Genomic DNA, 23839 nt, shown 5'->3' with positions numbered 1-23839 from the left:
CCCCTGGGCGGCGTCCTCGCGCACTCGCGGCGAGCTGGCTTCAGCGTTTCGTTCTTCTCTTCTCTCCGCTCTCTTCTCTCCACTCTCCCCGCGCGACTCCCGCGCGGGAGGTTCGGGGGAGCTTGGAGGGAGGACAGAGGGAGCTTCGGGGGAAGTGCGCGCCTTGCTGTCGGGCTTCGCGCGGTCGCGCTCCACCTTGGCGACGTGCGCTCCCTGCTCATCCTCCCAGCGCTGCACGACGAGCCCGTCGTCCTCGCGCACCAGCAGGCCGATGGACAGCAGGGACTTCACGAGGCGGCCGCGCTTGCCGCGCCAACGCACCGCGCGCTCGACGGCGGCCTCGGCGCCGTCGCCAGGGAAGCGCCCGTCCGCGCGCTCCCGGGCGCAGTACGCCCAGAGGCGGTAGAGGTAGGCGTCGGCCTCGGAGCCGAGCACTCCGCACAGGGCGTGCACCTCGTACTCCTCCGGCGCGGTGGAGCGGAACTTGAACCAGGGCAGGCAACTCATGGACTACGACTCCTCGGAGATGTCGGACGCGATGGAAGAGGGGAGGGGGCAGCAGGCCGGAGGCACCGGCCGCTCACGGCAGTCGGCCAGCCACCCGAGGCCGTGCTGGCAGATGGGCCACGGCACCGGATGCGCGGCGCGCACCGTCGGCGAGGCCACGCGCGCGGCGTGCGGCGACGACGGATGGCCCGTGTTGGTGTCGGAGCCGACGAGACGGGAGGCGCCACAGTCGGAGCACCGCACGGTGGGCATGCGGCACCTCACGGCGAGACTCCCGCCGCGCAGGTGTGGGGCGGACACCCGGGCGACGTGCAGCGCCAGGTGCGGCAGCTGGGGCACGGCGTCATGGCCCGGCGGCAGGTACACAGTCTGAGAACGCGCTCGCGCAGCCCCGGCTGGGGGACGCGTCCCGTGGCCTTCGCTTCGTAGGCCCGCCAGCGCGCCTCGTTCTCCTGGGCGAGGGTGGCGTAACCGAGGCGCACCCGTGCGAGGACGACGGGGGATAGCTCCCAGAGGCAGCCGGCGGGGCCGGGGACGCAGGGCACCGGCTCTGGCAGGGCCACCACGTCCTCCAGCCATAGGCCTGCGGGCCCGGCGTACCAGCGCGACTCACGCGGGGCTTCCGGCCACAGCGACATGGCGGCGACGCGCGCCACCGCCACCACCGCGCCGGTGGGTAGTTCGTCCGCCGGCGGCGAGCCCACGCCCGCGTGGAGCGCCATCCACGCGGCGAGCTCCTCCGCGTAGCCAGCGGCGCACACCGCGACGTACTGGCCCAGGATGTCGGCCGGTGGCGCCTGCGGCAGGTTGAGGACGGGCGTGTTGCGCACCTGCACCGCCCAAGCCCAGGGCTGGGGCATGGTGACGCCGACGAGGCGCGCACGAGCGGGCGTGTTGCAGAGGGCGCTCACCGAGCGCCTGCCTTTCGCGCGCTCCGCGCCGGTTTCCTCGCAGCGCGGCGCGCGCGGTAGAGGGCGCCCAGGTGCGTCGCGAGCTGGGCCACCTCCTTGGGGGTGTTCTGCACGTCCTTCCAGCGCCGGGAGCCGGAGGGGAAAGCCCACTCCCCGGACGTCCAGGCGCAGGCGTCCGCGACCAGCGACAGCTCGCCCTCGAAGTCACGCTGCGTGGGCGAGGCGTTGCCCTCCTGCGCGAGGAACTGGCAGGCCGCGTCCATGAGCAGGCTCAGCGCGCGCACTCCGGCGCCGTGGGACAGGCGCGACTCCTTCGGCTGCCGCGCCCACGCGTCCGGCCAGACGCTGGCGACGGCGGCCCACCACAGGGAGACGCGCGCCACCATGGCGTCCACGCCTTCACCGGCACGCTCCATGTCGAAGAGGGAGCCGTCGGCCAGGCTGTCCTCCAGCGCCTGCATCATCGACGTGTCCTTGATGACGGCTGTGTGTCCCCCCTTGCCCTCCTTCCCTTTCGCCGCCGGGCACGTCTGGGTGATGAGGAGGCCCTTGAGGCTGCTGCCCTCGTCCAGGTTGAGCCGCGCGACGAGCTGCGCCGGCAGGCGCTTGCGCTCCAACGCCGCGGGAAGCGCACCGTGCGTTGACGGGAGCAGCTCGTGGATGAGTCCCTTGGGCAGCGGCTTCGTGGAGTTGACCAGGATGAACTGCTCCGCCTGCTGGCCCACGTCGTCGGTGATGAAACCGGTGCACGCCAACGGGAAGGACTCCACCGCCGCGTCTCGCACAGCGGCCAGGCGCTGCTGGCCATCCACGATGAAGCCCGGGGCGTCCGGCGCGTCCGGCCCCGCCGCGCGCGGAATGAGGAGGTGCCCGTGCCGAGCGCCCCCGGTGGCCTCGGGCAGCGGCTCGAAGCGCACTCGCGAGTCGAAGGCGAACACCACCGCGTTCGGCACCAGCGCCGTCGCGCTCTCCATGTACGCCTGGATGGCCGCCACGTGGGACAGCACCTCGGGGCGCTGGTAGCCCTCCAGCACACCCGCGCTCCGCCGCACGCGTGACACCGTGGCGAAGGCTGGCACCTGCTTGCCGTCCACGGCGAAGAGGTAGAGCCGGCGTCCCGGCGTCTGTTCCACCTCCAAGGCGGGGAGCCGGAGCGGAGCACGGGCGGCAGCGCGCAGCCGCCGCCAGCGCGAGAGGATGCGCAGTCGAGTCCCCTGGTCAGTGCCCTTGAGGAGCTCCACCACCGTCCAGCCCGCGAGCGACGACTCGGCGAGCGCGTCGTGCAGCGGCTCGGCGTACGCGTGGCCGGCATAGACGAGGACCTCCACGGTGCCGGCCGGGTAGAGGCGCGCTAGGGACTCCAGGACGCCCATGCCCCAGGCGGCGCGATAGTCCGGACCCTGCCCGCGGAAGGTGAAGTCGTAGGGCTCCACCTGCGCGTCCAGTGGCAGCAGGCCGTGCAGGGCGGACACCACGTACACGTGGCTCGTGGTGGCCTCCGCTTCCGCGAGGTGCGCGCGGAACAGCGGGCCCGTGTAGAGGTCGCGTGCTGATGCGGCGTGCGCCAGCTTCGCCTTGCCGCAGCCCACCAGGGCGATCCGCTGATGCCTATCCATGGGCGTCCTCCACGGAGGAGACGATGGACGTCGGCCCGCGCACTCCCCGGAACAGCTCTCGCTCGGTCAGCCCGGCGCGCTCGGCAATCCACGCCGTGGTGCTCTGCTTCGCAATGATCTCCGCCTGGGTCGCCTTGCACGTGCAGCTCACGCCCACGCAGGAGGCCTCCTCCTTCGACTTGCGGCGGTGGCCCGTCGTCTTGTGCCCGCAGTCGCCGCACCGGAAGACGGCGGCCTGACGCACCAGCTCCTCGGGCGTGTCCGCCAGCAGATCCAAGGTGGCGCGGCCGGAGCCGAAGCGGACCCACCACTTCCCGTTCGGCTTGCGGCCCCGGAAGCGTCCGCCGCGCACCGCGCGCAGCAGCCGCTTCACCTTGTCGTACTCCGCCTTGTACCTGTCGATGATGTCCCAGACCGACTCACCCATGAGACGCCTCCTCGGTGGTGGCGGCGTGGACCCGCTGGCGCCAGGAGGCTTCCCTGTTCCGAGCAGCGGTCCAGAGGTCACGGCACCGCTTCGTGCCGCACGTGCCCATGGGGACGTCGGCGCGCTCGGCGTACACCTGCGCGAAGGAGCGCTTCGCCCAGCAGATGGCGCAGCCGCCCAGTTGCATGAGCTGCGCCTCGTCATGAAGGCGTTTGCGCAGCAGGCCCAACTGGCCCGCGGGCGTCTTCTCCAGGAGGAACGCCACGGCCTGCCTGCGCATGGCGGGCGTGGTGAGGAGTGGCTGCCGCCGCGTCTTCACGGAGCACCGCCGTTGTCGCGAATCGCCTGGAGCTGGACGGCGAGCCCCATCAGCATCTGGCCGGGGATGGCCCTGCGCTCGCCGAATGCATCCGTGAGCGTGCTCACCAGCGAGAGGACGTCGCGCATCTGCTGCCGAAGCCGCACGGCCTCATCGACCGTCTGCGCCACGTGCTCCCTGCATGCCGTCGGCGCGCGGTTCATCGCCGTGGACGTCGCGCAGCCCTCGCACTTCGGCACGGGCTCGACCTTCTGCCGGAGGAGCCCCTCGAAGTCGTCGCACAGCCTGCTTGCCGTGATGGGTGCGGATTGCCGTGCGTGCTCAATCGCACCGAGGACGTCACGGCACTCCGCGGCGTTCAGGGTGAGGCCGCCACCACCGCCGCCGCCCGCGACGTAGGAGAGGGACGCGCGGAGCACTTCGCCCAGAGACTTGGGCCCGGACGGAGTGGCGGGCGCGGCCGCCTTTTTCGGGGAGGCGCGCTTCACAGCGCACCTTCCTTCTGGCTGGAGGCATCCGGCGGCGCGGACGCCTGTCCGGTGGCGGCGACGTTCCGGTCCGCGAGGTTGCAGAACGCGTTGCAGAACGCCTCGTAGGCGTAGTGCCCGTTGCCGGTAGCCGAGCCGTCCACGCGCCAGCCCTCGGGCGTGCGGTGGAAATGCAGGGTGAAGGTGTCCGGGACGCGGGACTGGCTGGCGGGAACCGGGCCCGGAGCTTCGATGCGAGCGGCGGGCTTCACTGTTCACCTCCTTCCGAGCCGCTGCTGTCGGTGGAGGGGGTGAGCAACGCGAGGCGGGTGCTCAGGAAGTCCACCTCAGCCACCGCGTAGCCAATGGAGTGGTAGAGGCAGGCCTGCCGAGTGCGCCCGGCGCTCTTCTCGCAGGCGCGGCACCCGTTGGCGGGCGGCACCTTCTCGCGGTAGACGGCCACCTGGGGGGCGGTCGGAAAAAAGGGCGTTACTACGCCACTACGCTGCGACGCTCCTCCGAGTGCTGCTGCGTGCCCAATACCCCTCTCCTTCGACGGAGCGCACTCGGTAGAGGGGGGCGCCTCGCCTGCGGCGCGAGGGTTCGATTCCCTCCGCCTCCACAGTGAAGAAGCCTGGCAAGCCAGCAAGGGTTGCCAGGCTTTTTCTTTGCCCGCGCTTCGTCATGTCAGGCCGTTCAGGGGCCCGCCGGTAGGTCCCTGGCAATTGCCCGGCGGGAGGCTTGCTCCTCGCGCCACGCCACGAGCTTCGCCAGGTCCACGGCAATCCCGCCGCAAACCACGAGGAGGGGCCGGCGATAGGGGGCCAGTACCTCGAGCCCCTGGTACGCAACCGCGAGCGCGGCGCCACAAGCGGGTTCGACGAGGATGCGCAGGTCATCGGCGAACTGCAGGCACGCATCGAGCGCCTGCGCATCGCTCACCGTCACGCTGTGGACCGGGTGGCGGCGCGTCCATTCGAAGGCCGCGGGCGCCACGCGCTTGGCGCCAAGCGTGGTGGCGATGGAGGTAATGGCCGGCAGGGTGACGAGCTTGCCGGCGTTCACCGAGGCGTGAAGTGAAGCGGCACCCTCGGTCTCCACGGCGATGACCGGCACATGCGCCAGCTTGTTGCGGTGCAGCCCCTCCAGCACTCCGCACATGAGTCCGCCGCCTCCTACCGCGCAGACCACCACGTCGAAGCCATCCTCGCTCTGGGCCACCGCCTCGTCGATAAGCGTGGCATTGCCGTCCCAGATGTCCGGGTGGTCGAACGGCGGCACGTATGTGGCTTCCCCGGTGCCACAGCGGCGCAGGGCCTCCTCGTTGGTCTCGTCCCAGACGGCGCCGTGCACCACCACCACCGCGCCGAGTGCGGCAATCTGCCGACGCACCGACTCCGGTGTCGAATGGGGGACCAGGATGGTGGTGGGGATGCCCAGGGCACGCCCGGCAACCGCCGCGGCGAAGCCGGCATTGCCACCGGAGGGACAGATGAACTGTCGCGTGCCGGTCTCCACCGCCCGCTGGCAAAGCCTTCCGATGCCGCGCAGCTTGAAGGATCCGGAAGGCTGCAGGCTCTCCAGCTTGAGGAGCACGGTCTTGCCGAGCGCGGTCGAGAGCGCGTCGTGCGGGAGCAGGGGCGTGGTGATGTGGAGAGGGCGCATGAGGGTGGAGAAAACCATACCAATCAGGGCACGCTCCTTGCGCCCCAATAGGCCACGTCGGTGCGCACTTTCAGCAGCCGCACGCTGACGCCGCAGCGGTCCAACTGCTAGATCGCCCATGTATGCGAATCGCTGTATCCGGCACCCATCGCGTGGGGAAGTCCACCCTCATTGACGAGCTGGCCGACCTCCTCCCCACCTATGTGACGGTGGATGAGCCGTACCACCAGATGGAAGAAGAGGGGTACGCGTTCACAGAAACTCCGTCGGTGGAGGATTTCGAAGAGCAGCTCGCACGGTCCATCGCCAACCTGGACGAGGGCCCTCGCGACGTGTTGTTCGACCGGTGTCCGGTGGACTTCATTGGATATCTGTTGGCTCACGAGGACCATGACGCGTTTGACCTCGACGTGTGGCTCCCGCGTGTACGCAGCGCCCTCCGGAAGCTCGATCTGATCGTCCTGGTCGGGATCGAGCGGCCGGACCGGATTGCGCTCTCCGCCTCGGACGACGATGCGCAGCGCCTGGCTGTCGACGAGAAGCTGAAGGAACTCCTCCTCGATGACGCTTACGCCCTCGAAGTGGAGGTGCTCGAGGTCGAAGGTTCGCCAAGAGCGCGTGCGAAGCAGGTTCTCGAACACCTTCCTGACGCCTCTCGGTGACGAGCAGCTCACGTTGGCCGCCTTGCCGCCGTACCGTCGGGCACAACTTCCAGAGGGATGCACGCCATGCCTGCACTGAGCGAGTACACCAACGTCTACGATACCGCCTTGAGCATCCTGGAGCAGAAGGGCTTTCAGGTCTGGTTCAACAAGAAGCTGGAGGTCTATTGCGCCGAGAAGGACGGCTGGGACTTCATGGCCAATTCGCCCTGCGCACTTCTTGGCGTTGTCGCCATCTACGAGCACAAGCAGCCTGAGAAGTACGAGGAGTACTGGTGGCGGGAGCGACGCCACCAGGACCTCTACGGCAACCTTCCCGACACCCCGCGCCCATACACGTCGGTGGTGGCACGCCCACGGTAGTCTCCGGTGGAAAGGCAGACTGCCGCGTCAGTTGCGCAGCCCGATATAGGGCTTCGGATCGAAGAGCGACGCTTTCTCCTGGCGCATGGCCTGTCAGTTCGGGGAACTGCCAGACGACCGCAAAGCCTGTCGTAGGAATGCGCGCCAGTCCTCCACGAGCTGGAGCGAGACATCATGGCCGACGCCCGCGTAGGTCCGCACGTCGATGGGAACACCCACCGCCTTCAGGTCCGCGACGCGCGCGAGCGTCTGCTGCACGGGGATGATGGGGTCGTCCTCGCCCTGGAGCACGAGCACCTGATGTCCCGGCGGAAGGGACTTCGCGGGCGTTCCCAGCAGCCGCGTGCCCATGGGCACCGCCACGTCCACCAGCTCCGGGTGGCGCACGACGAGCATCCACGCGAGGTCGCCGCCGTAGGAGAAACCCGTCACGGCGACGCGGCGGATTTCAGGATGCTCGCGGCGGGCTTCTCGAATGAGGTCCGCGAGTTGGAGGGCCACTCGCTCCACGTCCGCGGTCTTCCGGGGCCCGTCCTGCTGCTCGTGCTCCACCGGGAACCACGTGAAGCCCTCGCGACGGGGCCTCGAACCCCGGGGCAGCACCACCCGCACGGGGATGCCCAGGGATTGGACCTGCTCGTCCCAGGATTCGGGCGTGGACCCGGAGGCGTGCAGTGCCACGAGCAACGCCTCGGGCCTCTCCGCCCCCAGCGTGTATGTCTTGTAGGTGGGAGGCTTCGCGGTGTTCGCCGAGGAGGGGCCGGGCAGGGCGCTCGCGCAGGCGGTTTCCAGCAAGGTCAGGAGGACGAGCGCCGTGGCGTTGAGAGGCTTCATGGGTCCCTGGGAAAATGTCTGGTGGTGAAGGGTGGATACCACCGAAACCGGACCCGGGTAGCGCTTGCGAGTCGGCCGCACGAGGGGCGATAACCGAGACATGACGAACCCCTCCAGGGACGCGGGTTGGCACGGATGGAGTGGCGGGTGCCAGTGCGGCGCCGTGCGCTACAAGATCAGCGCGAAGCCCTACGTCACGGTCTGTCATTGCCGCATGTGCCAGAAGGCCGTTGGTGGGCCCTACGCCGTGCTGGCGGCGGTGGACGGTCCCGCGGTGACCTGGACGCGTGGCACACCGTCTCGCTTTCGCAGCTCCGACGGTGCGGAGCGCTGGTTCTGTTCGGCCTGCGGAACTCCGCTCGCCTTCGCGGACCTGGAGGACGGCGGCATCGAGCTGACGGTGGGCAGCCTGGATGCGCCCTCGGAGGCGACGCCGGTCGCCGCGACGGGCGTGGAGTCCCAACTGCCCTGGGTGGATGGGGTTCGCGACCTGCCACGCCGAAGCACCGAGGCGACCGTCGCCTCCGCCGGCCGACCCCCACCGATTTCGTATCAACACCCGGACCACGACACGCCGGATGGCTGGTCGGCTGGAGCCGCGTCGTCCGGGAGGCAATGAGCCTCGGGTCACCCGTCACGAAGGGGCTGTCAACGGATTCAGCCCCTGGGTTTCCGTGAGGCGGGCCGCAGGGCCGCGACGGCCAGCTCCGCCACGGTGTCCGCATACGCCTTCGTGAGGGGCGCGGTGCGCAGCAGCCACCGGTGGAAGAGCGGTCCGACAATCAGCTCCACGGCGACGCTCAAGTCCACGCCCTTCGCGACCTGGCCGGCCCGCTGCGCCGCGCGCAGGCGCTCCTGGATCGCCGTCAGGTGCGGCCGCAGCACCGCCTCCACGAACTGCTGGGACAGCGCCGGGTCCGACTGGGACTCGGCGGTGAGCGCCCGCGATGGCAGTTCGAAGCGCGGATCCGTGAGCTCCTCCACCGTGGCGCGCAGCACCATCTTCAGGTCGGCCTCCAGGTCCCCGGTGTCCGGCAGCGCCGCGGGCTCGTTTCCGCCGCTGAGCGACACGAAGGCATCCAGCACCACCGCCCCCTTGGAGGGCCACCAGCGGTAGATGGTCTGCTTGCCCACCCCCGCCCGCGCCGCGATGGCCTCGATGGTCAGGCGCGCGTACCCCACCTCGCCCACGAGCTCGACGGCGGCGGTGAGGATGGCCTGATGCGAGCGCTCACTGCGGCGCGACGGTTCCGGTGTCTTCACTTCTCCCATGGGATGCCACCCTACCAGCACACAAGACGGACCGTCTCGTCTTGACAGGTGCCAGGGCGGGATGCATTTTAGAAACGAGACGTATCGTCTCGCCATCGCTTCCAGGAGAGAGCCCATGCCCCGTCGCGCCCACATCGCCATGGTCAGCATTCCCGCCCATGGCCACGTGAACCCGAGCCTGGAGCTCATCCGGGAGCTGGTCTCCCGGGGCCACCGGGTGACGTACGCCAACGACGCGTCCTTCGCGGAGGTCATCGCCGGCACGGGCGCCGAGCTGATTCCCTACCGCTCCACCCTCCCGCGCCCTGGGGTTCCGGTGCAGGGCTGGCCCGAGGACACGGTGGCGCAGCTGGACATGTTCCTGGACGACGCCATGTCCATGCTTCCGCAGCTGCGCGCGGCCTACGAGCACGACCGGCCGGAGCTCTTCCTCTACGACATCGCCTGCGCACCGGCGCGGATCCTCGCGGAGAACTGGGGCCTGCCCGCCGTGCAGCTCTCGCCCACCTTCGTGGCCTGGGAGGGCTACGAACAGGACATGGCCGCGATGGTCGAATGGCTGCGAACCGACCCGCGCGCCGTGGCGCACCACCGGCGCTACTCCGACTGGCTCGCCGGGTGTGGCGTGGCCGATCCCGACTCCCTGCGCTTCGTCGGCCGGCCGCAGCGCGGCCTGGTGCTCATTCCACGCGCGTTGCAGCCCCACGCGGACCAGGTGGACCGCCAGCGCTTCACCTTCGTGGGGCCCTGCTTCGGTGACCGCTCGGGGCAGGGCTCCTGGCAGCGCCCTCCGGGAGCACGCAAGGTGCTGCTGGTGTCACTGGGCTCGGCCTTCACCCGGCAGCCCGCGTTCTACCGGGCCTGCCTTGCCGCCTTCGGTAGGCTCCCCGGCTGGCACGTGGTGCTCCAGATTGGCAAACACGTGGCGCCGGGCGACCTCGGGGCGATTCCAGACAACGTGGAGGTGCACCCCTGGGTGCCACAGCTGGCCGTGCTCGAACAGGCCGACGCGTTCATCACCCACGCGGGGATGGGCGGCGCGCAGGAGGGCCTGTACTGCGGGTTGCCGATGATCGCCGTGCCGCAGGACACGGACCAGTTCGCCAACGCCGACCAGCTCGTCGCGCTCGGCGTGGCCCAACGCATCGACACGGAGCGCGCCACGCCCGAAGCGCTGCGTTCGGCGTTGCTCCAGCTCACGGAGGACCCCCAGGTCGCGGCCCGGCTCTCGGTCATCCGCAAGGAGCTGCGCGAGGAGGGCGGGGCCACTCGTGCCGCCGAGGTCCTGGAGGAGGAGCTCCTCCCGGAAGCACGCGCCACCGCCGTGCGCTGAGCCGGGCCCCACCCGGCGCACGCCCGTGCCTCCCGAAGGCACATGGGGCTCGTTTCCCGGCCTCACGTGCCGCGAGCCGGCTCCTGGCCGCTCCCGCGTCGGCGCGCATTGCTAGGATGGCGCTCCATGCAAACGCAAGCGGCGTCGAAGTCGGGTGGGTCGAGGATCATCGTCATGCTCATCGTGATGGTGGTCGCGATGGGGGGCGGCATCTTCGTGTCGTTCAAACTGCTCAGGAGTGCTTCGGGCAAGACCGACGTCGGCGACCTGGAAGCGCTTGCTTCGGTGCAGGCCCAGCTGCGCGCGGTTGACGGGTGTCGCATCACGTACAACCACTGGCCCCGATCCCACCACCGGCAGATGCATCGGCTGAGCGTCTTCGTCACGCCCTGCGGCGCGTCGGGCATTGCCCCCGATAGCGCGAAGGTGAAACTGCCCGACTCGTGGGCGCACGACGCGCTCGCGTTCGAGGCGGAGCGCTCGTCGGTGACGGACGACTGGGCCATCCTGGTGAACTCGGAGGCGGTGCCCTTCCCGGTCCTGCTCGCGGGGCTGACCGAGCTCGCGCCCATCGTCGTGCGTGAGACGCCTGGCGCCATGGCGAAGATGCGTGCCGACAAGGCGGAGGGCGATGCGAAGTATGAAGAGGGCCTGCGCCAGCGGGAGCAGCAGCGGCAGCAGAACCAGGACAGCTATCCCTCGCGTTGATGCGCGTCGGTCCTCGGGCCCGATGTCGGTGTGCCACTTCGGCATCCGCCGCGCCCACCGGCTTCGGCCCCGCGGTGTGAAGGGACGAAGCCGGCGTGGCCCGGCGTCAGGGACCGCGCGGACGGCGTGCCGTCACGGACACTGCGAGATGCAGTACGCGCGGTAGGATGAGCAGTAGTACGGGTCGCCGCCGCCGTAATAGCACTGGTAGTACTTCGCATCGCAGGCGTCGGTGCAGGGACCGGGCGTCGCCATCTCCACGACGCGGTTCACCTCTTCCGGGCTCATCTCCTCCGGCGCCTCGACCCCGCCACAGCCGGCCAGAAATCCAACCGCCATCAGCCCGGCAATGATTGTCGCTCGCATGTGCTTCTCCTGGTTTTGAAGGGTTGTGCTGCCTCGCCAGGATAGCGCTGCCATTCACGGCGGGCCAGGAGCCCCCCTTTTGTCCCGGTCCGGGAGGGCCGGTGGTCCGCTCGGACCCGCCGCCGTCAGGGGGGCGCCACCCCCTGGAACGGGTCCTTCGATGTCAGACCCCTCACGTACTGTTCTCTTCGTCGCCGCAAGGAACGAACGAGGGGGTTACGGCTCATGAGCACGTCTGTGATTGATAACCGCGTCGAGGTCGTCTTCAGCTTTGACACCACCGGCAGCATGTATCCGTGCCTCGCGCAGGTGCGCAAGAAGCTGGGGGGCGCGGTGGCTCGGCTCACGAAGGAGATTCCGGGCATCCGCATCGGCATCATCGCGCACGGGGACTACTGTGATGCGCGCTCCACCTACGTGACGAAGGCGCTGGACCTCACGGATGACGCGAAGGCCATCACCCGCTTCGTGGAGAAGGTGGAGCAGACGGGCGGCGGTGACGCGCCCGAGTGCTATGAATTGGTGCTGCGCGAGGCGCAAAGCCTGTCGTGGACCAAGGGCTACACGAAGGTGTTCGTGCTCATCGGGGATGACGTCCCGCACGCGCCCCATGACAATCCCCAGAAGCTGGACTGGCGCAAGGAAGTGGACGCGCTGGGGAAGATGGGCGTGCCTGTCTATGGCGTGCAGGCCCTGAACCGGCGCCACGCGACGCCGTTCTACAAGACGCTGGCGGAGAAGTCGGGCGGCTTCCACCTGAGCCTGGATCAGTTCGCGCACGTCACCGACATGGTGCTGGCTGTCTGCTACAAGCAGTCGTCGGACGCGCAGCTCCAGGCGTACGAAGCGGAGGTGTCCCGCGAAGGCCGCATGAGCCGTGGTTTGAACAGCATGTTCAACACGATGCTCAAGCGGGCCACGTCCACGCTCTTCGGCGAGGCGGACCTGCGCGCGGTGCCGTCGGGGCGCTTCCAGGTGCTGGAGGTGGAGGGGGACTGCGCCATCAAGGAGTTCGTGACGGAGAACGGCCTGGGCTTCAAGACGGGGCGCGGCTTCTACGAGTTCACCAAGACGGAGACCATCCAGGGCCGCAAGGAAGTGGTGCTGATGGACCGCAAGACGGGCGACCTCTACAGCGGTGAGCGGGCCCGGGAGATGCTCGGTCTGCCGCCGGGCGAGACGGTGCGCATCCGCCCCGCGAGCCTGGAGAAGTACGTCGTCTTCGTCCAGAGCACGTCCGCCAACCGGAAGCTCCGGGGCGGGACGAAGTTCCTCTACGAGGTGGAGGACTGGGACGGGGCCCGAGGCAGCGTGGCGGCCTGAGCGCGGCCTGTCGCAAGGCGCGGTCGTCGCAGGGCGGAGGGGCCGGGTCGGGGTTAGTCTTCGCCCATGAACTCCAGCCCATCCCACCGCTCGTCCGTCGTCGTGGCGGAGCTGGGGCCCACGAACACCGGGAAGACCCACCGCGCCATCGAGCGCATGCTCGAACACGAGACGGGCATCATCGGGCTGCCCCTGCGCCTGCTTGCCCGGGAGGTCTACGACCGGGTGACCGCCCGGGTGGGCGAGGGGCGGGTCGCCCTGATGACCGGGGAGGAGAAGCGCGTCCCCGCCCGCCCCGACTATTGGATCTGCACGGTCGAGGCGATGCCGACCGACCGACCGGTCGACTTCCTCGCCGTGGATGAGATCCAACTCGCCGCGCACCGTGAGCGCGGGCACGTCTTCACCGACCGCCTGCTCCACGCGCGGGGGCTGAAGGAGACCTGGTTCCTGGGCGCGGAGACGATGCGCCCGATGGTCCAGTCGCTCATCCCGCAGGCTTCGCTGAAGCGCGCCACCCGCCTGTCCCAGCTTCGCTACGCCGGGCATCGCTCGCTGAAGAGCCTGCCCCCGCGCTCGGCCGTGGTCGCGTTCTCCGCGGACCGCGTGTACGAACTCGCGGAGGCGCTGCGCCGCCTGCGGGGCGGGGTCGCGGTGGTGCTGGGCGCGCTCTCGCCCCGGACGCGCAATGCCCAGGTGGCGATGTATCAGGCCGGGGAGGTGCAGTACCTGGTGGCCACGGATGCCATTGGCATGGGGTTGAACCTGGACCTCAACCACGTGGCCTTCGCCGCGCTCTCCAAGTTCGACGGCACCGAGCCCCGGGAACTCTTCTCGGATGAGCTGGCGCAGATCGCCGGCCGCGCGGGGCGCCACCTGAACGACGGCAGCTTCGCGACGCTCAACACGCTGCCGGAGCTGTCTCCGCGCGTGGTCTCCGCCATTGAATCCCACCGCTTCCCGGCGGTGCGCAGCCTCATCTGGCGCAATGCCTCCCTGGATTTCTCCAGCCCGGAGTCATTGCTGGATTCCCTGTCGCAGGCGCCGCGACACAATGCCTTTGTCCGGGTGGAGCGCGCGGATGACTTCGACGCGCTCCGACACCTCTCCAGCGTCCCCGCCATCCGGGACGTCGCCACCGACCGGGCCCGGGTGGAATTGTTGTGGCAGGTCTGCCAGGTGCCGGACTTCCGCAAGGGCCTCTTCGGGCTGCATGTCTCCTTGCTGCGGGAGACCTTCCTCCAGCTCACCGCCGGGGACGGGAAGCTGGAGTCGGGCTGGCTGTCGCGCCAGGTGTCTCCGCTCGATGATGTGTCGGGAGACATCCACACCTTGATGGACCGGCTGGCGGCCATCCGCATCTGGACGTACATCAGCCACCGTCCGGGGTGGTTGCACGAGGCGGAAGCGTGGCAGGAGCGCACCCGCCGCATCGAGGACGCGCTGGGGGATGCCCTGCATGAGCGGCTGGTGGAGCGCTTCGTCCAGCGGGCCGCGCGCAGGAGCGCCCGCCGCTTCGTGCGGAACACCGCGCAGCCGGCGGCCGGTTCGGACAGCCCCTTCGCCAAGCTGGGGCTCCTGCTGGGAGAGGTCGCGGGCACCGACGGCGCCGCGCTGACGGAGGAGCAGTTCGTCCAGCGCGTGGTGGACGCGACCCATGACGCCTTCCAGGTGGACGCGTCGGGCATCATCTCCTTCGAAGGGGAGCCGCTGGCCCGACTGGTTCGCGGCAAGGACCGGCGCTCACCGCAGGTCGCGCTCGTGGAGTCGGAGGTGTGGACCGGCGGTGCGCGGCGGCAACTGGAGCGCCGGCTGGTGGCGCTGGCGCGGGATTTGGTCACCGAGGCCATGGGAGGCTTTCCCGCCGAGTCCTTCGCGGGTGCGGACCGCTCCGGGGCCGCGCGGGGGCTGGCCTACCGTCTGGCGGAAGGGCTGGGGGTGATTTCCCAGGCGGAGGCGCGCGAGCAGTGGCGGCTGCTGGACGAAGAGGCCCGGGAGCGCTTCAGGACGCTGGGCGTCCGCGAGGGACAGCGCTTCCTCTACGTCGCGGAGGCGCTCACCCCGCATGCGCTGGAGCGGCGCTGCATGCTGATGGCGTTGTTGCATCAGCGCCCGTCACCGCCGGGCGTTCCGGGTGAGCCGGTGCTGGAGGTCGCGGCGCTGGAGGGCCGGGATGCGCGAGCGTTTGGCTACGAGGTGCTGGGGGGCGTGGCGCTGCGGATCGACGTCGCCGAACGGCTGGGTGAAGCGCTGCGCCAGCCTCAGGGGGGCCGGCAGGTGCATGCGCTCATGCAGGAGTTGCGGCTGGAGGGCGGGCTCCATCGGCGGATCCTCCGCGAGCTTGGGGGACCGACCGCGGGCGCTCCGGCGAAGCGTCGGCGCCGTCGGCGGGGAGCAAGGCCGTCGGCACCGGCCGCTGTCCCGGGTGGCGCCAAGGGGCCCCCTGCTCACGCTGGGGGCCCTCGGAGTCCCCGGAAGGCAGGCGACGGAGGCGGAAGCTCGGGCGCATAGGCCCACGAATGCCCCGCCTGCGGGTGTCAATGCTTGGACAAGGCGAGGGACGAGCCCCCGGAGGAAGGCGCCTCTGATTTCCAGGCGAGCTCCATCTTGAACTTCGTGCAGGCGGCGGGATCCAGCTTTTCGAACTTCATGATTTCGAAGTGATGGATGTGGCCCACCACGATTCCTTCAATGTGAGCTGTATAGGGTTCGGGCATGCCTCCCCCGAAGGTGACGTGCGAGGGACTCTCCCCTGTGCCCAGGTAGTCGGCGGGATCCAGGACATCGAGTGGGAAGAGCTTCAACGCGAAGAGGTAGATGGCCTCGCCCACCTTCAGCTTGCCCGCCATGTCTGGGTCCGCGGCCACCGACAAGGCCACCCGCATGTCTTCGGAGACGGACAGGAAGGCGTCCCCGTCCTTCAAGCGCGCCAGGTCTTGTCTGCGCGCGGCGTCGTAGTCCGAGGACGCCTGACGGGTGATGTTCACTTTTTGTTTGGGGTCCTTCACGGAGACCTTGAGCGCTTCCGCTGCCTTTTCCAGATAGGGCTGCTTGTCCTTCAGCGTGCTCCAGGCCCGCATCGCCGACGCGCGGGAGAAGGGACGGATGTGATACTTGAGCACGGTGGCGAGCGGCGCATCCGCCAGTTCGCGCGTGTCCAGGACCGTGGGATCGTTCCTCATGATGCGTTGCTCGAGGTTCGCGTAGTCTGGGAGGCTGCGGAACGCGCGGCAGGTCATGCCAATCTCACGCTGGAATTTCTCGGCCAACCCCGCCGAAAGCTTGAGCGCGCGGTAATAGGTCTTCGCCGGAAGCGTGTTCCCATAGGCCTGGCGGACCTGGAAGGGCGTGCAGCCGATCAACTTCTTTTGATGCCCCAGCGCGAAGGCGTAGAAGGGCTTCAGGTGCGTCCGCGATACCACGTTGGGATCGATGAGCAGTTGTCTGAAGTCACCCCGCACCGCCGCGCCGTAGGCCTTGGTGAGTTGGGCCAGGTCGAACTCCATGCTGGGACCCAGCTCTCCGTACCTCGCGCGCGCATAGGCTGCGAAATCGTCGATGCCCAGCGCGGCCCGTTCAAAGAACAAGGCTCGCGGCATCTTCGCGGCATCCCGCAGGTTGGACAGTCCCCAGAGCGCGCTGCGAATCCCGGGAGACAGGGAGGAGGAGAGGCCCAGGGGATGGACACGCGCGACAGGGGCGAGGTCCAACCGAACCACGTCTCGTGGCGGCTGGGCCTCCTGTGGACGCGCCTCGGGAGGCCTGGCCACCGCGACCCTGTTCGCGAGCACGTTCTGTTTCGCCACCCGGATGGCGAAGAGGGACGCCGTGAAGCCCGCGAGCTTGAGCGCCTCCTGGATGCCGCTGTCAGGCAGGGCGGCGACCCCGACGCCTTTCTCGACGGCGAACTGCTGGATCCACCGCTCGCACTCGGCTCCCCTGATGGCTGGCATCGTCTGTCCCTCCCGACGTGAGAGTATAGACGCCCGCGGGGGCCGCGGCGCAGGCCGCTACGGATTCGCCACGTACAGCTCGGCGTTCTGGCTGAGTCCCCCCGGGGTGAGGGACCAGCCCGGGTGCTCGGGCATGAGGATGAGGGTGCGTTTTCCCTCCGGAGAGTGCCCGGCCCCGACGATGAGGTAGCGGCGCGTCCGCTGCGCTCCGGTGAGCGTGAGGACGTCATGCTTCACGCTCCAGGTGCCCTGGTCATTGTCCGAACCAAACTGCAGCGCCCCCACCTGTCCTGAAGCCCCGGCGTACTTGTATTGGAAGGTGTGGTCTGCTTCTAGGATGTATTGGACGGTGTAGGAGACCGACGTCATCCGGGTGCCTCCATAGGCATTGACCCATTGGGCCACGCTGTTGGTGCCGTAGGTGAAGTCGCCCACCACCTCGGCATCATCCGCGAGCGGCAGGCCGACAGGACTTCCTCGCACGCCCTTCAGCGCGTCCTCCACCTTGGGATGAGAGGTATTCCAGGAGAACGAGGCGGACATGGCCTCACCAATTCCTCCCGGCGTGCTGAAGCTCTGGATGAACACCAGCGATTCGAAGCGGGTGTCCGCCTCCACCAGCATCAAGGTCACTCGGAAGGACCGGCCGTTGGCCTTGTGGCGCACCTCTGCCGCGGTGAAGAAGGCGCGCGCCCCGTTGGCGACAAAGCGCCGCATGACCGGCGGATTCGGCGGGACGCCGGCCCAGTCCGCGCCCACGCGCTCCTGCCAGAGCCGCGTGAGCTTGCCCTCGCCGTCCTCGAGCCCGGGCACGCTCGCAAGCCGGAGCGCCTCCACCCCGAGCGTGTCGCCACGGTCGACCCATTCGAGGATGAACCGGCCATCCGCCTGGGTCTTCCAACCCTGGGGCGGGTCGAACGCGAAGCCGCCGGGCTCGCCCTGCTTTCCCGCCCGGGCCCTGTCCGCGGGGCTGGCGACCACCCCCGCCAGGGCCCCCGGCCCGCCGGTGTCGCTCCCGGAGACGAGACCCAGGACCATCAGCCCCAGTGTGCCGGTGCAGCACAGCGCGCTGGCGCCTCCAACCACGATGAGGATCCAGACGAGGGGACTCTTGGGACGTGCCATGGTGTAGGACCTGGGAGCAGGGGCGCTCTGCCGATGGAATTCGGTGCGGGGTTTTCGTTCATCCGCAGATACGCCCGACAGGGGCGATCTTCTCGCCGCCTTGCGTTGACGCGGTGCCGCAGGCGTCCCGAGCGGCCCTGACAGCCCGCGCACACGTTTCCCTCCGGCGCCGTTCCCGCCTGTAGATTGGGGCGGTAACGGTCCGGAGGAACGCGCATGGGCTGCTGCCACTACCCCCCTGTCATCGAAGGCTGCGACAGCGCTTTCACCGTGGACACCTCCCGCATCACCTTCGGTCGGGGCTGTCTGTCCGAGGTGGGAGACAGGGCGCGGGCGCTCGGGATGAAGCGCGTGGCGTTGTTCTCCGACGCGCGCGTGGCGCGGCTCAAGCACTTCGACACGGTGCTCCAGTCCCTGCGCGCCGCGGGGCTGGACGTGGCCGTGTACACGGACGTGCACGTCGAGCCCACCGACCAGTCCTTCCTGGACGCGGCGCGGTTCGCGTCGGAGGCGAAGCCGGATGGTTATGTCTCCCTGGGCGGTGGCTCGGTCATCGACACCTGCAAGGCCGCGAACCTCTATGCCACGCATCCGGCGGACTTCCTCGCCTACGTCAACGCGCCGGTGGGGGAGGGACGGCCGGTGCCCGGTCCGCTCAAGCCCCACCTCGCGTGTCCCACCACGTCGGGGACGGGCAGCGAGGTGACGGGCATCACCATCTTCGACCTGCTGTCGATGGGGGCGAAGACTGGCATTGCCTCCCCGGCGCTGCGGCCCACCGAGGCGCTCATCGACCCGGACTGCACCGCGACCCTTCCCGGCGAAGTCGTCGCGGCCAGCGGGCTGGACGTGCTGTCGCATGCGCTGGAGTCCTATACGGCGCGGCCCTACACACGCCGTCCCGCCCCGGTACGGCCGAGCCTGCGGCCCATGAGCCAGGGCGCCAACCCGTGGAGCGACCTGGGCTGCCGCGAGGCCCTGCGGCTCATGGGCCTGTACCTGGAGCGCGGCGTGAAGGACGCGAACGACCACGAGGCCCGTGAGCAATTGATGTGGGCCTCCACGCTCGCGGGCATCGCGTTCGGCAACGCGGGCGTGCATGCGCCGCACGGCATGGCCTACGCCGTGGCCGGGAAGGTGCGCGACTTCCATCCCACGGGCTATCCGGACGACGAGCCCCTGGTGCCCCACGGCATGGCCGTCATCGTCAACGCCCCGGCCGTGTTCCGCTACACGGCCACCGCGAGCCCCGAACGCCACCTGGAGGCCGCGGGCCACCTGGGCGCGGACCTGCGCGACGCCACGCCAGCGGACGCGGGCGAGGTGCTCGCGGGCCGCCTGGTTCACGTCATGCGCGCCGTGGGCATGCCCAACGGGTTGAGCGGGGTGGGCTACACCGGGGCGGACGTGGACGCGCTCACGGAGGGCGCCTTCCCGCAGCAGCGCCTGCTCCAGAACGCGCCCCGGGAGATGACCCGGCCCGTCCTCACGGAGCTGTTCCACCAGGCGCTGCGCTACTGGTAACCGAAGCCCGAGGCCACCCCGTGTCCGACGCCGAGACCGCCGACCGCTACCGCTACTTCCTGCCCATCACCACGCGGTGGATGGACAATGACTTGTACGGGCACATCAACAACGTCACGTACTACAGCTACTTCGACACCGTCGCGAACCACTACCTCATCCACGAAGGGGGCCTGGACATCCACGCGGGCGCCATCATCGGGCTGGTCGTGGAATCGAAGTGCAGCTACCGCTCGCCGCTCGCGTACCCCGACCGCCTGCGCGCCGGGCTGCGCGTGGAGAAGCTGGGCAACCGCTCCGTCACCTACGGCATCGCCCTCTTCAAGGAGGACGACGCGCAGGCCGCGGCCCACGGGTACTTCGTGCATGTCTTCGTGGACCGCGCTACGCGCAAGGCCGTGGCCATGCCAGCGCGGCTGCGGGACGCGCTGGCACGGCTCGTCCTGGCCCCGGAGGGCTGAGCTTCAGGGGCAGCCGGAGCTGACCTGGAGCGCGTCGTACGCCATCCAGCCGTTGCGAGGCGTACCGGTCGCGGCGATGACGTAGCCGTAGATGAACTTCATCGTCCCGGATTGCTGGCGGTAGCGGCCCGCGCTGTCCTGGACCCAGAGCGGGATGTCGATGGACGGCGCGCCCGAGTTGGTGGGCACGTCCAGCCGCTGGAACTTCGTGCCCGCGGGGAAGTGGTCCACCGCGACGCCGCCCAGGCCGAAGCCCGGCACGTTGAAGGTGAGGTTCGCCGAGCGCAGGCCATTGGCCCGCACGAGCGGCAGGTAGTCCCCCGCGCGCTCGTGGACCGCGTCGGAGTCATAGACCACCTTCTTGAACTCCAGCGTCGTGTCGTGCGAGTTGCGCACGGCGTAGCACGCCATCTTCGCGAGCCCCGAGCCCAGCGCGGAGACATGCCCGACCTTGGCTTCAAAGGACGTGCGGCCCTTGATGGCCGACATGGGCATCCAGCCCGCGCTCGAATTCGACGTCGACACCGCGAAGGCGTGCAGCTCCCCGGCGAAGGTGCGCGTCTGGCCGTGGTTGAACGTGGAGCTCGTCCGGGTGGAGGTGCCCACCACCGTGCCGTTGCCGTCGCGGATGGGCACGCCCGTGTAGAGCTCCCAGGAGTCGTCGTCGTCCGGGTCGTTGGTGAGGACGCGGTTGCCGCCGGAGGGGCGCAGCTTGCAGTTGTAGGGACTCTCCTCGCACACCGTCCCGTTCACCCCGGAGAAGGCCGCCTGCCCGGTGGAGCCCACCGCGTCCGGGACCGCTTCGTCGCCCACGGACATCTCACCGCCACACGCCACGGAGACCAGGGCCAACACACCGAGTACTGGATTTTTCATGTTCATATTAAAAATGGAAATCCATTTTTACCCGTTTTGTCAACAGGGGGTTCCATGCATCGGTTGATACTGTTCGCGGCGCTCGTCGTCACCACGGCGGCGGTCGCCAAACCCGACACTCCGCTGTACGCGACCGGCGCCGGTGCCGCGCAGGCCCTGGGACAACCCGTTCCATCCGAATGGCTATCGGGTGGCCGTGGGCAGCGACCCATGGGAAACGCCGGAGCTCTACGCCTCTACTCCGCCCAGGTGGCCACGCTCCAGCAGCCGGGCGCGGCGCTCTGGTCGTTCCAGCCGTATGGCGCCTTCAACGGAGGCGTGAAGCCCGGCGCGAACAACGACTGACGGCGGGGGCTTCGGGCCCTCATGTCTGTTATTGCCGCCGCGCCTCAGCGCTCCGGCTCCTCCTCGTCACCCAGCAGTCCGTGCTTGCGCAGCTTGTCGTGCAGCGTGGCCCGGCCGATGCCCAGCGCCCGCGCGGCCTCCGTGCGCTGGCCCTGGGCCGTCGCGAGCGCCGCGAGGATGAGCTCCCGCTCGTGCGTGTCCATCCGTTCCCGCAGGGTGGCGCCCGTGGGGCCAGGCGTGGCGGGAGCGCCCGGGCCTCCGGGCAGCAGCTCCGGATCCAATGTCCCGTCGGGGGACAGCACCACGGCGCTCTCCAGGACGTTCTCCAACTCGCGCACGTTGCCGGGCCAGCGGTAGGCCGTGAGGCGCTCCAGGAGCGCGGGCGTCAGGGGCACGGGGGGCATCCGGAAGCGCTCGGTGTGGCGGGCGAGGAAGTGCTTCGCCAGGGCGGCGATGTCCTCCGGGCGGCTTCGCAGCGCGGGCACCTGGAGCGTCACGACCTTGAGGCGGTAGTACAGGTCCTCGCGGAAGTGGCCCTCGGCGACGCGCTGGGGCAGGTCGCGGTGGGTGGCGGCGAGGACGCGGACGTCCACGGGAAGGGCGCGGTCCTCTCCCACGGGGCGCACCTCGCCCTCCTGGAGGACGCGCAGCAGCTTGGCCTGGAGGGGCAGGGCCAGCTCCCCCACCTCGTCGAGCAGCAGGGTGCCGCCGTCGGCCTCGCGGAAGAGGCCCTTCCGAGGGCGCACGGCGCCGGTGAAGGCGCCCCTCGCATGGCCGAACAGCTCCGCTTCGGCCAGCTCCGGCGTGAGCGCGGCGCAGTTGAAGCGCACGTAGGGTTTGTCCGCGCGGGGGGAGGCGCGCACCAGGGCCTCGGCGACGCGCTCCTTGCCGGTGCCGCTCTCCCCGGTGATGAGCACGGTGACGTCGCGCGGCCCCACGCGCTGGAGCAACAGGGCCAGCCGCGCCATCGCGGGCGACACGAAGACCAGCGAGCGCAGCAGGTTCACCTCGCTGGACAGGCGCTCGTTCTCCGCCTCCAGCCGTACCCGGCCCAGCGCGCGGCGCACCACGGCCAGCACGTCGTCCACGTCGAAGGGTTTGCGGAAGTAGTCCAGCGCGCCCAGCTTCATGGCCTCCACGGCATGGCGTTCCGAACCGTGCGCGGTGATGAGGATGACGCGCGGGGCGGGCGAACGGGCCTGCACCCGGCGCAGGAGCTCCATCCCATCCACGCGCGGCATGCGCAGGTCGCTGAGCACCAGGTCCACGGGAGGCTCCGCGTCCAGTCGCGCGAGCGCGGCCTCACCGTCCACCGCCTCCTCGACGCTCAGCCCGTCGTCTTCCAGGAGGCCGCGCAGCGTGTAGCGAACGCCCGCGTCGTCATCCACCACCAGCACGCGCGCCTTCATGGCCGCGCCTCCTTCGCGAGCGCTTCCCTCGGTGCTGCCTTCTGCTGGGGCGCGGGCGGGAGGCGCAGCTCCGCTACGCAGCCGCCGCCTTCGCGCTCGCGCAGGCTCAGCTCTCCACCGTGCTGGCGCATCAGCGCCCGTGACAGGGCGAGCCCCAGGCCCGAACCCTGGGGCTTCGTGGTGATGCCGGGTTCGAACACGCGCTCGCGCACCTCGGGCGCCAGTCCCGGTCCCCGGTCCCGCACCTCCACCTGGCCTCCGCCCCCCGGCGTCGTCCGGGCCTGGAGTTCCACCAGCGTGCCTCGGGGAGCGGCCTCCAGCGCGTTCTGCACCACGTCGATCAGCACCTGCCGCACCTTGCGCGCGTCACACCAGACCTCCACCGGCGGCCCTTCCACGACGCGCAGCCCCACGCCGCGTTCGCCCGCCATGCCCTCGTGCAGCTGCGCCACCTGCTGGCACAGGCCTTCCAACGGCACGTGCGCCTCGTTGAGGGGCAGCAGCGGACGGGAGAAGTTGAGGAATCCTTCGAGGATCTCCTGCATCCGGTCCACCTCCCGGCGCAGCACCGCCAGCCGCTCCGCGGGCCGGCCCTCCACCTCTCGCGCGATCATCGCCGCCAGCCCCTTCACGCTCGCGAGCGGGTTCTTCAGCTCATGGGCGATCTCCCCCGACAGCAGGGTCAGGGAGCGCACGCGTTCCTCGTGCTCCTTCAGCGCGTCGTCGCGTGCGTCCAGCGCCGTGCCCACCATGCCCCGGAACGTGCGCCGCAGTGTCGTACCGATGAAGTTCGCCCACACGACGAGGAGCACCGTCACCGTGAGCATCATCAACAGGAGCGCGTCGGTGTGGCCCGCGCGCGGTCCGCCGCCGAAGAGCGCGGGCACCAGGTCCGCCACCGCCCCCGTCAACGTCACCGTCGCCTGCACGCCCAGGAGCCCCAGCAGGTAGCCCACCCACCGGCGGGCGCGAGCGCGCGGGAAGAGGATCGCCGTGGCGAAGCTCACCGGCACCACCAACAGGATGAGCGGACTCTCCAGTCCCCCCAGCGCCAGGTTCACCACCGTGAACAGCGGAAACGCGACCCACGGCAGGACCCAGCCCGGCTCCGCTGACACCACCTGCTCGCGCCGCCAGGCGGTGACGACGCCCACCGCCACCAGCACCAGCGCGAGCGCCGCCCCCACGCCGCACCGGCGCCAGACCGACGCGTCCCCGATGAGGCCCAGCGACGCGAACACCACCGGCAGCGGGCTCAGGAACATCAGCACCTTCGTCACCTGACGGAACATCCGCGAGAACGCCTCGCGCTGGACCTGTTCGACTCCGGAGGCCGTGGGCTGGGGCATGGGATGCAAGGCGTTCTCCTGGAC

Annotated in this window: 27 protein-coding genes and 1 pseudogene; 10 read left to right on the top strand and 18 right to left on the bottom strand. The window is 69.8% G+C overall.

Translation table 11 applies throughout. The features are described from left to right. The 10 genes and pseudogenes from D7X74_RS21830 to D7X74_RS21785 all read right to left on the bottom strand — a co-directional run. Positions 1–507: pseudogene (locus D7X74_RS21830) on the bottom strand (hypothetical protein); the annotation flags it as partial. 3 nt (positions 508–510) lie between these two features. Next, on the bottom strand, positions 511–759 hold the full coding sequence (locus tag D7X74_RS21825) for a hypothetical protein (RefSeq protein WP_120534924.1): 249 nt from the start codon (positions 757–759) through the stop codon (positions 511–513). Positions 760–767: 8 nt separating this feature from the next. Further along, positions 768–1418 carry a hypothetical protein gene (locus D7X74_RS21820; RefSeq protein WP_120534923.1) on the bottom strand — a complete coding sequence of 217 codons (651 nt, stop codon included), beginning with the start codon at positions 1416–1418 and terminating at the stop codon, positions 768–770. Further along, a complete protein-coding gene (gene dbpB / locus D7X74_RS21815) occupies positions 1415–3034 on the bottom strand; it encodes a DGQHR domain-containing protein DpdB (RefSeq protein ID WP_233602194.1) in 1620 nt (539 codons plus the stop codon). Before dbpB ends, D7X74_RS21820 begins: the two co-directional genes overlap by 4 nt. Continuing rightward, a complete protein-coding gene (locus tag D7X74_RS21810) occupies positions 3027–3461 on the bottom strand; it encodes a hypothetical protein (protein ID WP_120534922.1) in 435 nt (144 codons plus the stop codon). The genes dbpB and D7X74_RS21810 overlap by 8 nt, the downstream gene beginning before the upstream one ends. Beyond that, on the bottom strand, positions 3454–3780 hold the full coding sequence (locus D7X74_RS21805; RefSeq protein WP_120534921.1) for a hypothetical protein: 327 nt from the start codon (positions 3778–3780) through the stop codon (positions 3454–3456). Before D7X74_RS21805 ends, D7X74_RS21810 begins: the two co-directional genes overlap by 8 nt. Continuing rightward, the gene (locus D7X74_RS21800; RefSeq protein WP_120534920.1) at positions 3777–4268 is read right to left on the bottom strand and encodes a hypothetical protein; all 492 of its coding nucleotides are present in this window, start codon (positions 4266–4268) and stop codon (positions 3777–3779) included. Before D7X74_RS21800 ends, D7X74_RS21805 begins: the two co-directional genes overlap by 4 nt. Then, positions 4265–4519 (bottom strand): hypothetical protein, encoded by a 255-nt coding sequence (locus D7X74_RS21795; RefSeq protein ID WP_120534919.1) that lies wholly within the window; start codon positions 4517–4519, stop codon positions 4265–4267. The genes D7X74_RS21800 and D7X74_RS21795 overlap by 4 nt, the downstream gene beginning before the upstream one ends. Beyond that, on the bottom strand, positions 4516–4710 hold the full coding sequence (locus tag D7X74_RS21790; protein ID WP_120534918.1) for a hypothetical protein: 195 nt from the start codon (positions 4708–4710) through the stop codon (positions 4516–4518). Before D7X74_RS21790 ends, D7X74_RS21795 begins: the two co-directional genes overlap by 4 nt. 233 nt (positions 4711–4943) lie before the next feature. Continuing rightward, a complete protein-coding gene (locus D7X74_RS21785; RefSeq protein ID WP_120534917.1) occupies positions 4944–5930 on the bottom strand; it encodes a pyridoxal-phosphate dependent enzyme in 987 nt (328 codons plus the stop codon). A 104-nt stretch (positions 5931–6034) separates the two neighbouring features. Between D7X74_RS21785 and D7X74_RS21780 the strand changes: the two genes are divergently transcribed. Together D7X74_RS21780 and D7X74_RS21775 are read left to right on the top strand one after the other, a co-directional pair. After that, positions 6035–6574: an AAA family ATPase gene (locus D7X74_RS21780; RefSeq protein WP_120534916.1), complete on the top strand. Its 540-nt coding sequence runs from the start codon at positions 6035–6037 to the stop codon at positions 6572–6574. A 66-nt stretch (positions 6575–6640) separates the two neighbouring features. Continuing rightward, positions 6641–6937 (top strand): hypothetical protein, encoded by a 297-nt coding sequence (locus D7X74_RS21775; protein ID WP_120534915.1) that lies wholly within the window; start codon positions 6641–6643, stop codon positions 6935–6937. Between the two features lie 93 nt (positions 6938–7030). Here the strand turns inward: D7X74_RS21775 and D7X74_RS21770 are convergent, their stop codons facing one another. Continuing rightward, positions 7031–7771: an alpha/beta hydrolase gene (locus D7X74_RS21770; RefSeq protein WP_120534914.1), complete on the bottom strand. Its 741-nt coding sequence runs from the start codon at positions 7769–7771 to the stop codon at positions 7031–7033. Between the two features lie 100 nt (positions 7772–7871). Here D7X74_RS21770 and D7X74_RS21765 point away from each other — a divergent pair, with 100 nt between their 5' ends. Further along, positions 7872–8390, top strand: coding sequence for a GFA family protein (locus D7X74_RS21765; RefSeq protein WP_120534913.1), 519 nt, complete (start codon positions 7872–7874; stop codon positions 8388–8390). A gap of 38 nt (positions 8391–8428) precedes the next feature. On the opposite strand, the gene D7X74_RS21760 is transcribed toward D7X74_RS21765, so the two are convergent. Continuing rightward, positions 8429–9043 (bottom strand): TetR/AcrR family transcriptional regulator, encoded by a 615-nt coding sequence (locus tag D7X74_RS21760; RefSeq protein ID WP_120534912.1) that lies wholly within the window; start codon positions 9041–9043, stop codon positions 8429–8431. Between the two features lie 61 nt (positions 9044–9104). On the opposite strand from D7X74_RS21760, the gene D7X74_RS21755 reads away from it, so the two are divergent. After that, complete coding sequence (locus tag D7X74_RS21755) at positions 9105–10376, top strand: macrolide family glycosyltransferase (RefSeq protein ID WP_370450787.1); 1272 nt, start codon at positions 9105–9107, stop codon at positions 10374–10376. Positions 10377–10502: 126 nt separating this feature from the next. After that, positions 10503–11084: a hypothetical protein gene (locus D7X74_RS21750; protein WP_120534910.1), complete on the top strand. Its 582-nt coding sequence runs from the start codon at positions 10503–10505 to the stop codon at positions 11082–11084. Positions 11085–11216: 132 nt separating this feature from the next. Here the strand turns inward: D7X74_RS21750 and D7X74_RS21745 are convergent, their stop codons facing one another. Then, positions 11217–11450 (bottom strand): hypothetical protein, encoded by a 234-nt coding sequence (locus D7X74_RS21745; RefSeq protein WP_120534909.1) that lies wholly within the window; start codon positions 11448–11450, stop codon positions 11217–11219. A 225-nt stretch (positions 11451–11675) separates the two neighbouring features. Between D7X74_RS21745 and D7X74_RS21740 the strand changes: the two genes are divergently transcribed. Both D7X74_RS21740 and D7X74_RS21735 read left to right on the top strand, forming a co-directional pair. Then, positions 11676–12773, top strand: a complete 1098-nt coding sequence (locus tag D7X74_RS21740; RefSeq protein WP_120534908.1) for a vWA domain-containing protein — start codon at positions 11676–11678, stop codon at positions 12771–12773. Between the two features lie 66 nt (positions 12774–12839). Beyond that, positions 12840–15284 (top strand): helicase-related protein, encoded by a 2445-nt coding sequence (locus D7X74_RS21735; RefSeq protein WP_120534907.1) that lies wholly within the window; start codon positions 12840–12842, stop codon positions 15282–15284. A 26-nt stretch (positions 15285–15310) separates the two neighbouring features. Here D7X74_RS21735 and D7X74_RS21730 read toward each other — a convergent pair whose 3' ends face one another. Both D7X74_RS21730 and D7X74_RS21725 read right to left on the bottom strand, forming a co-directional pair. Further along, entirely contained in the window at positions 15311–16726 is a 1416-nt protein-coding gene (locus tag D7X74_RS21730; protein ID WP_120534906.1) for a hypothetical protein, read from the bottom strand. 57 nt (positions 16727–16783) lie between these two features. Further along, positions 16784–17851, bottom strand: a complete 1068-nt coding sequence (locus D7X74_RS21725) for a hypothetical protein (protein WP_120534905.1) — start codon at positions 17849–17851, stop codon at positions 16784–16786. 216 nt (positions 17852–18067) lie between these two features. On the opposite strand from D7X74_RS21725, the gene D7X74_RS21720 reads away from it, so the two are divergent. Together D7X74_RS21720 and D7X74_RS21715 are read left to right on the top strand one after the other, a co-directional pair. Further along, positions 18068–19375, top strand: a complete 1308-nt coding sequence (locus tag D7X74_RS21720; RefSeq protein WP_120534904.1) for a hydroxyacid-oxoacid transhydrogenase — start codon at positions 18068–18070, stop codon at positions 19373–19375. A gap of 20 nt (positions 19376–19395) precedes the next feature. After that, complete coding sequence (locus tag D7X74_RS21715; protein ID WP_199732842.1) at positions 19396–19836, top strand: thioesterase family protein; 441 nt, start codon at positions 19396–19398, stop codon at positions 19834–19836. Between the two features lie 3 nt (positions 19837–19839). On the opposite strand, the gene D7X74_RS21710 is transcribed toward D7X74_RS21715, so the two are convergent. Then, positions 19840–20718: a hypothetical protein gene (locus D7X74_RS21710; protein ID WP_370450786.1), complete on the bottom strand. Its 879-nt coding sequence runs from the start codon at positions 20716–20718 to the stop codon at positions 19840–19842. Positions 20719–20766: 48 nt separating this feature from the next. Here D7X74_RS21710 and D7X74_RS42680 point away from each other — a divergent pair, with 48 nt between their 5' ends. Next, on the top strand, positions 20767–21057 hold the full coding sequence (locus D7X74_RS42680) for a hypothetical protein (RefSeq protein WP_147444378.1): 291 nt from the start codon (positions 20767–20769) through the stop codon (positions 21055–21057). 44 nt (positions 21058–21101) lie between these two features. On the opposite strand, the gene D7X74_RS21705 is transcribed toward D7X74_RS42680, so the two are convergent. Both D7X74_RS21705 and D7X74_RS21700 read right to left on the bottom strand, forming a co-directional pair. Further along, the gene (locus D7X74_RS21705; RefSeq protein WP_120534903.1) at positions 21102–22466 is read right to left on the bottom strand and encodes a sigma-54 dependent transcriptional regulator; all 1365 of its coding nucleotides are present in this window, start codon (positions 22464–22466) and stop codon (positions 21102–21104) included. Continuing rightward, positions 22463–23839 (bottom strand): HAMP domain-containing sensor histidine kinase (locus tag D7X74_RS21700; protein WP_233602193.1); only part of this gene is annotated, 1377 nt, incomplete at its 5' end. The genes D7X74_RS21705 and D7X74_RS21700, both read right to left, overlap by 4 nt.

Source organism: Corallococcus sp. CA047B (genome assembly GCF_003612065.1).
GTDB lineage: Bacteria > Myxococcota > Myxococcia > Myxococcales > Myxococcaceae > Corallococcus > Corallococcus praedator.
Note: the sequence above shows the minus strand (reverse complement) of the source record. Positions and strands in the feature narration are given on the sequence as shown.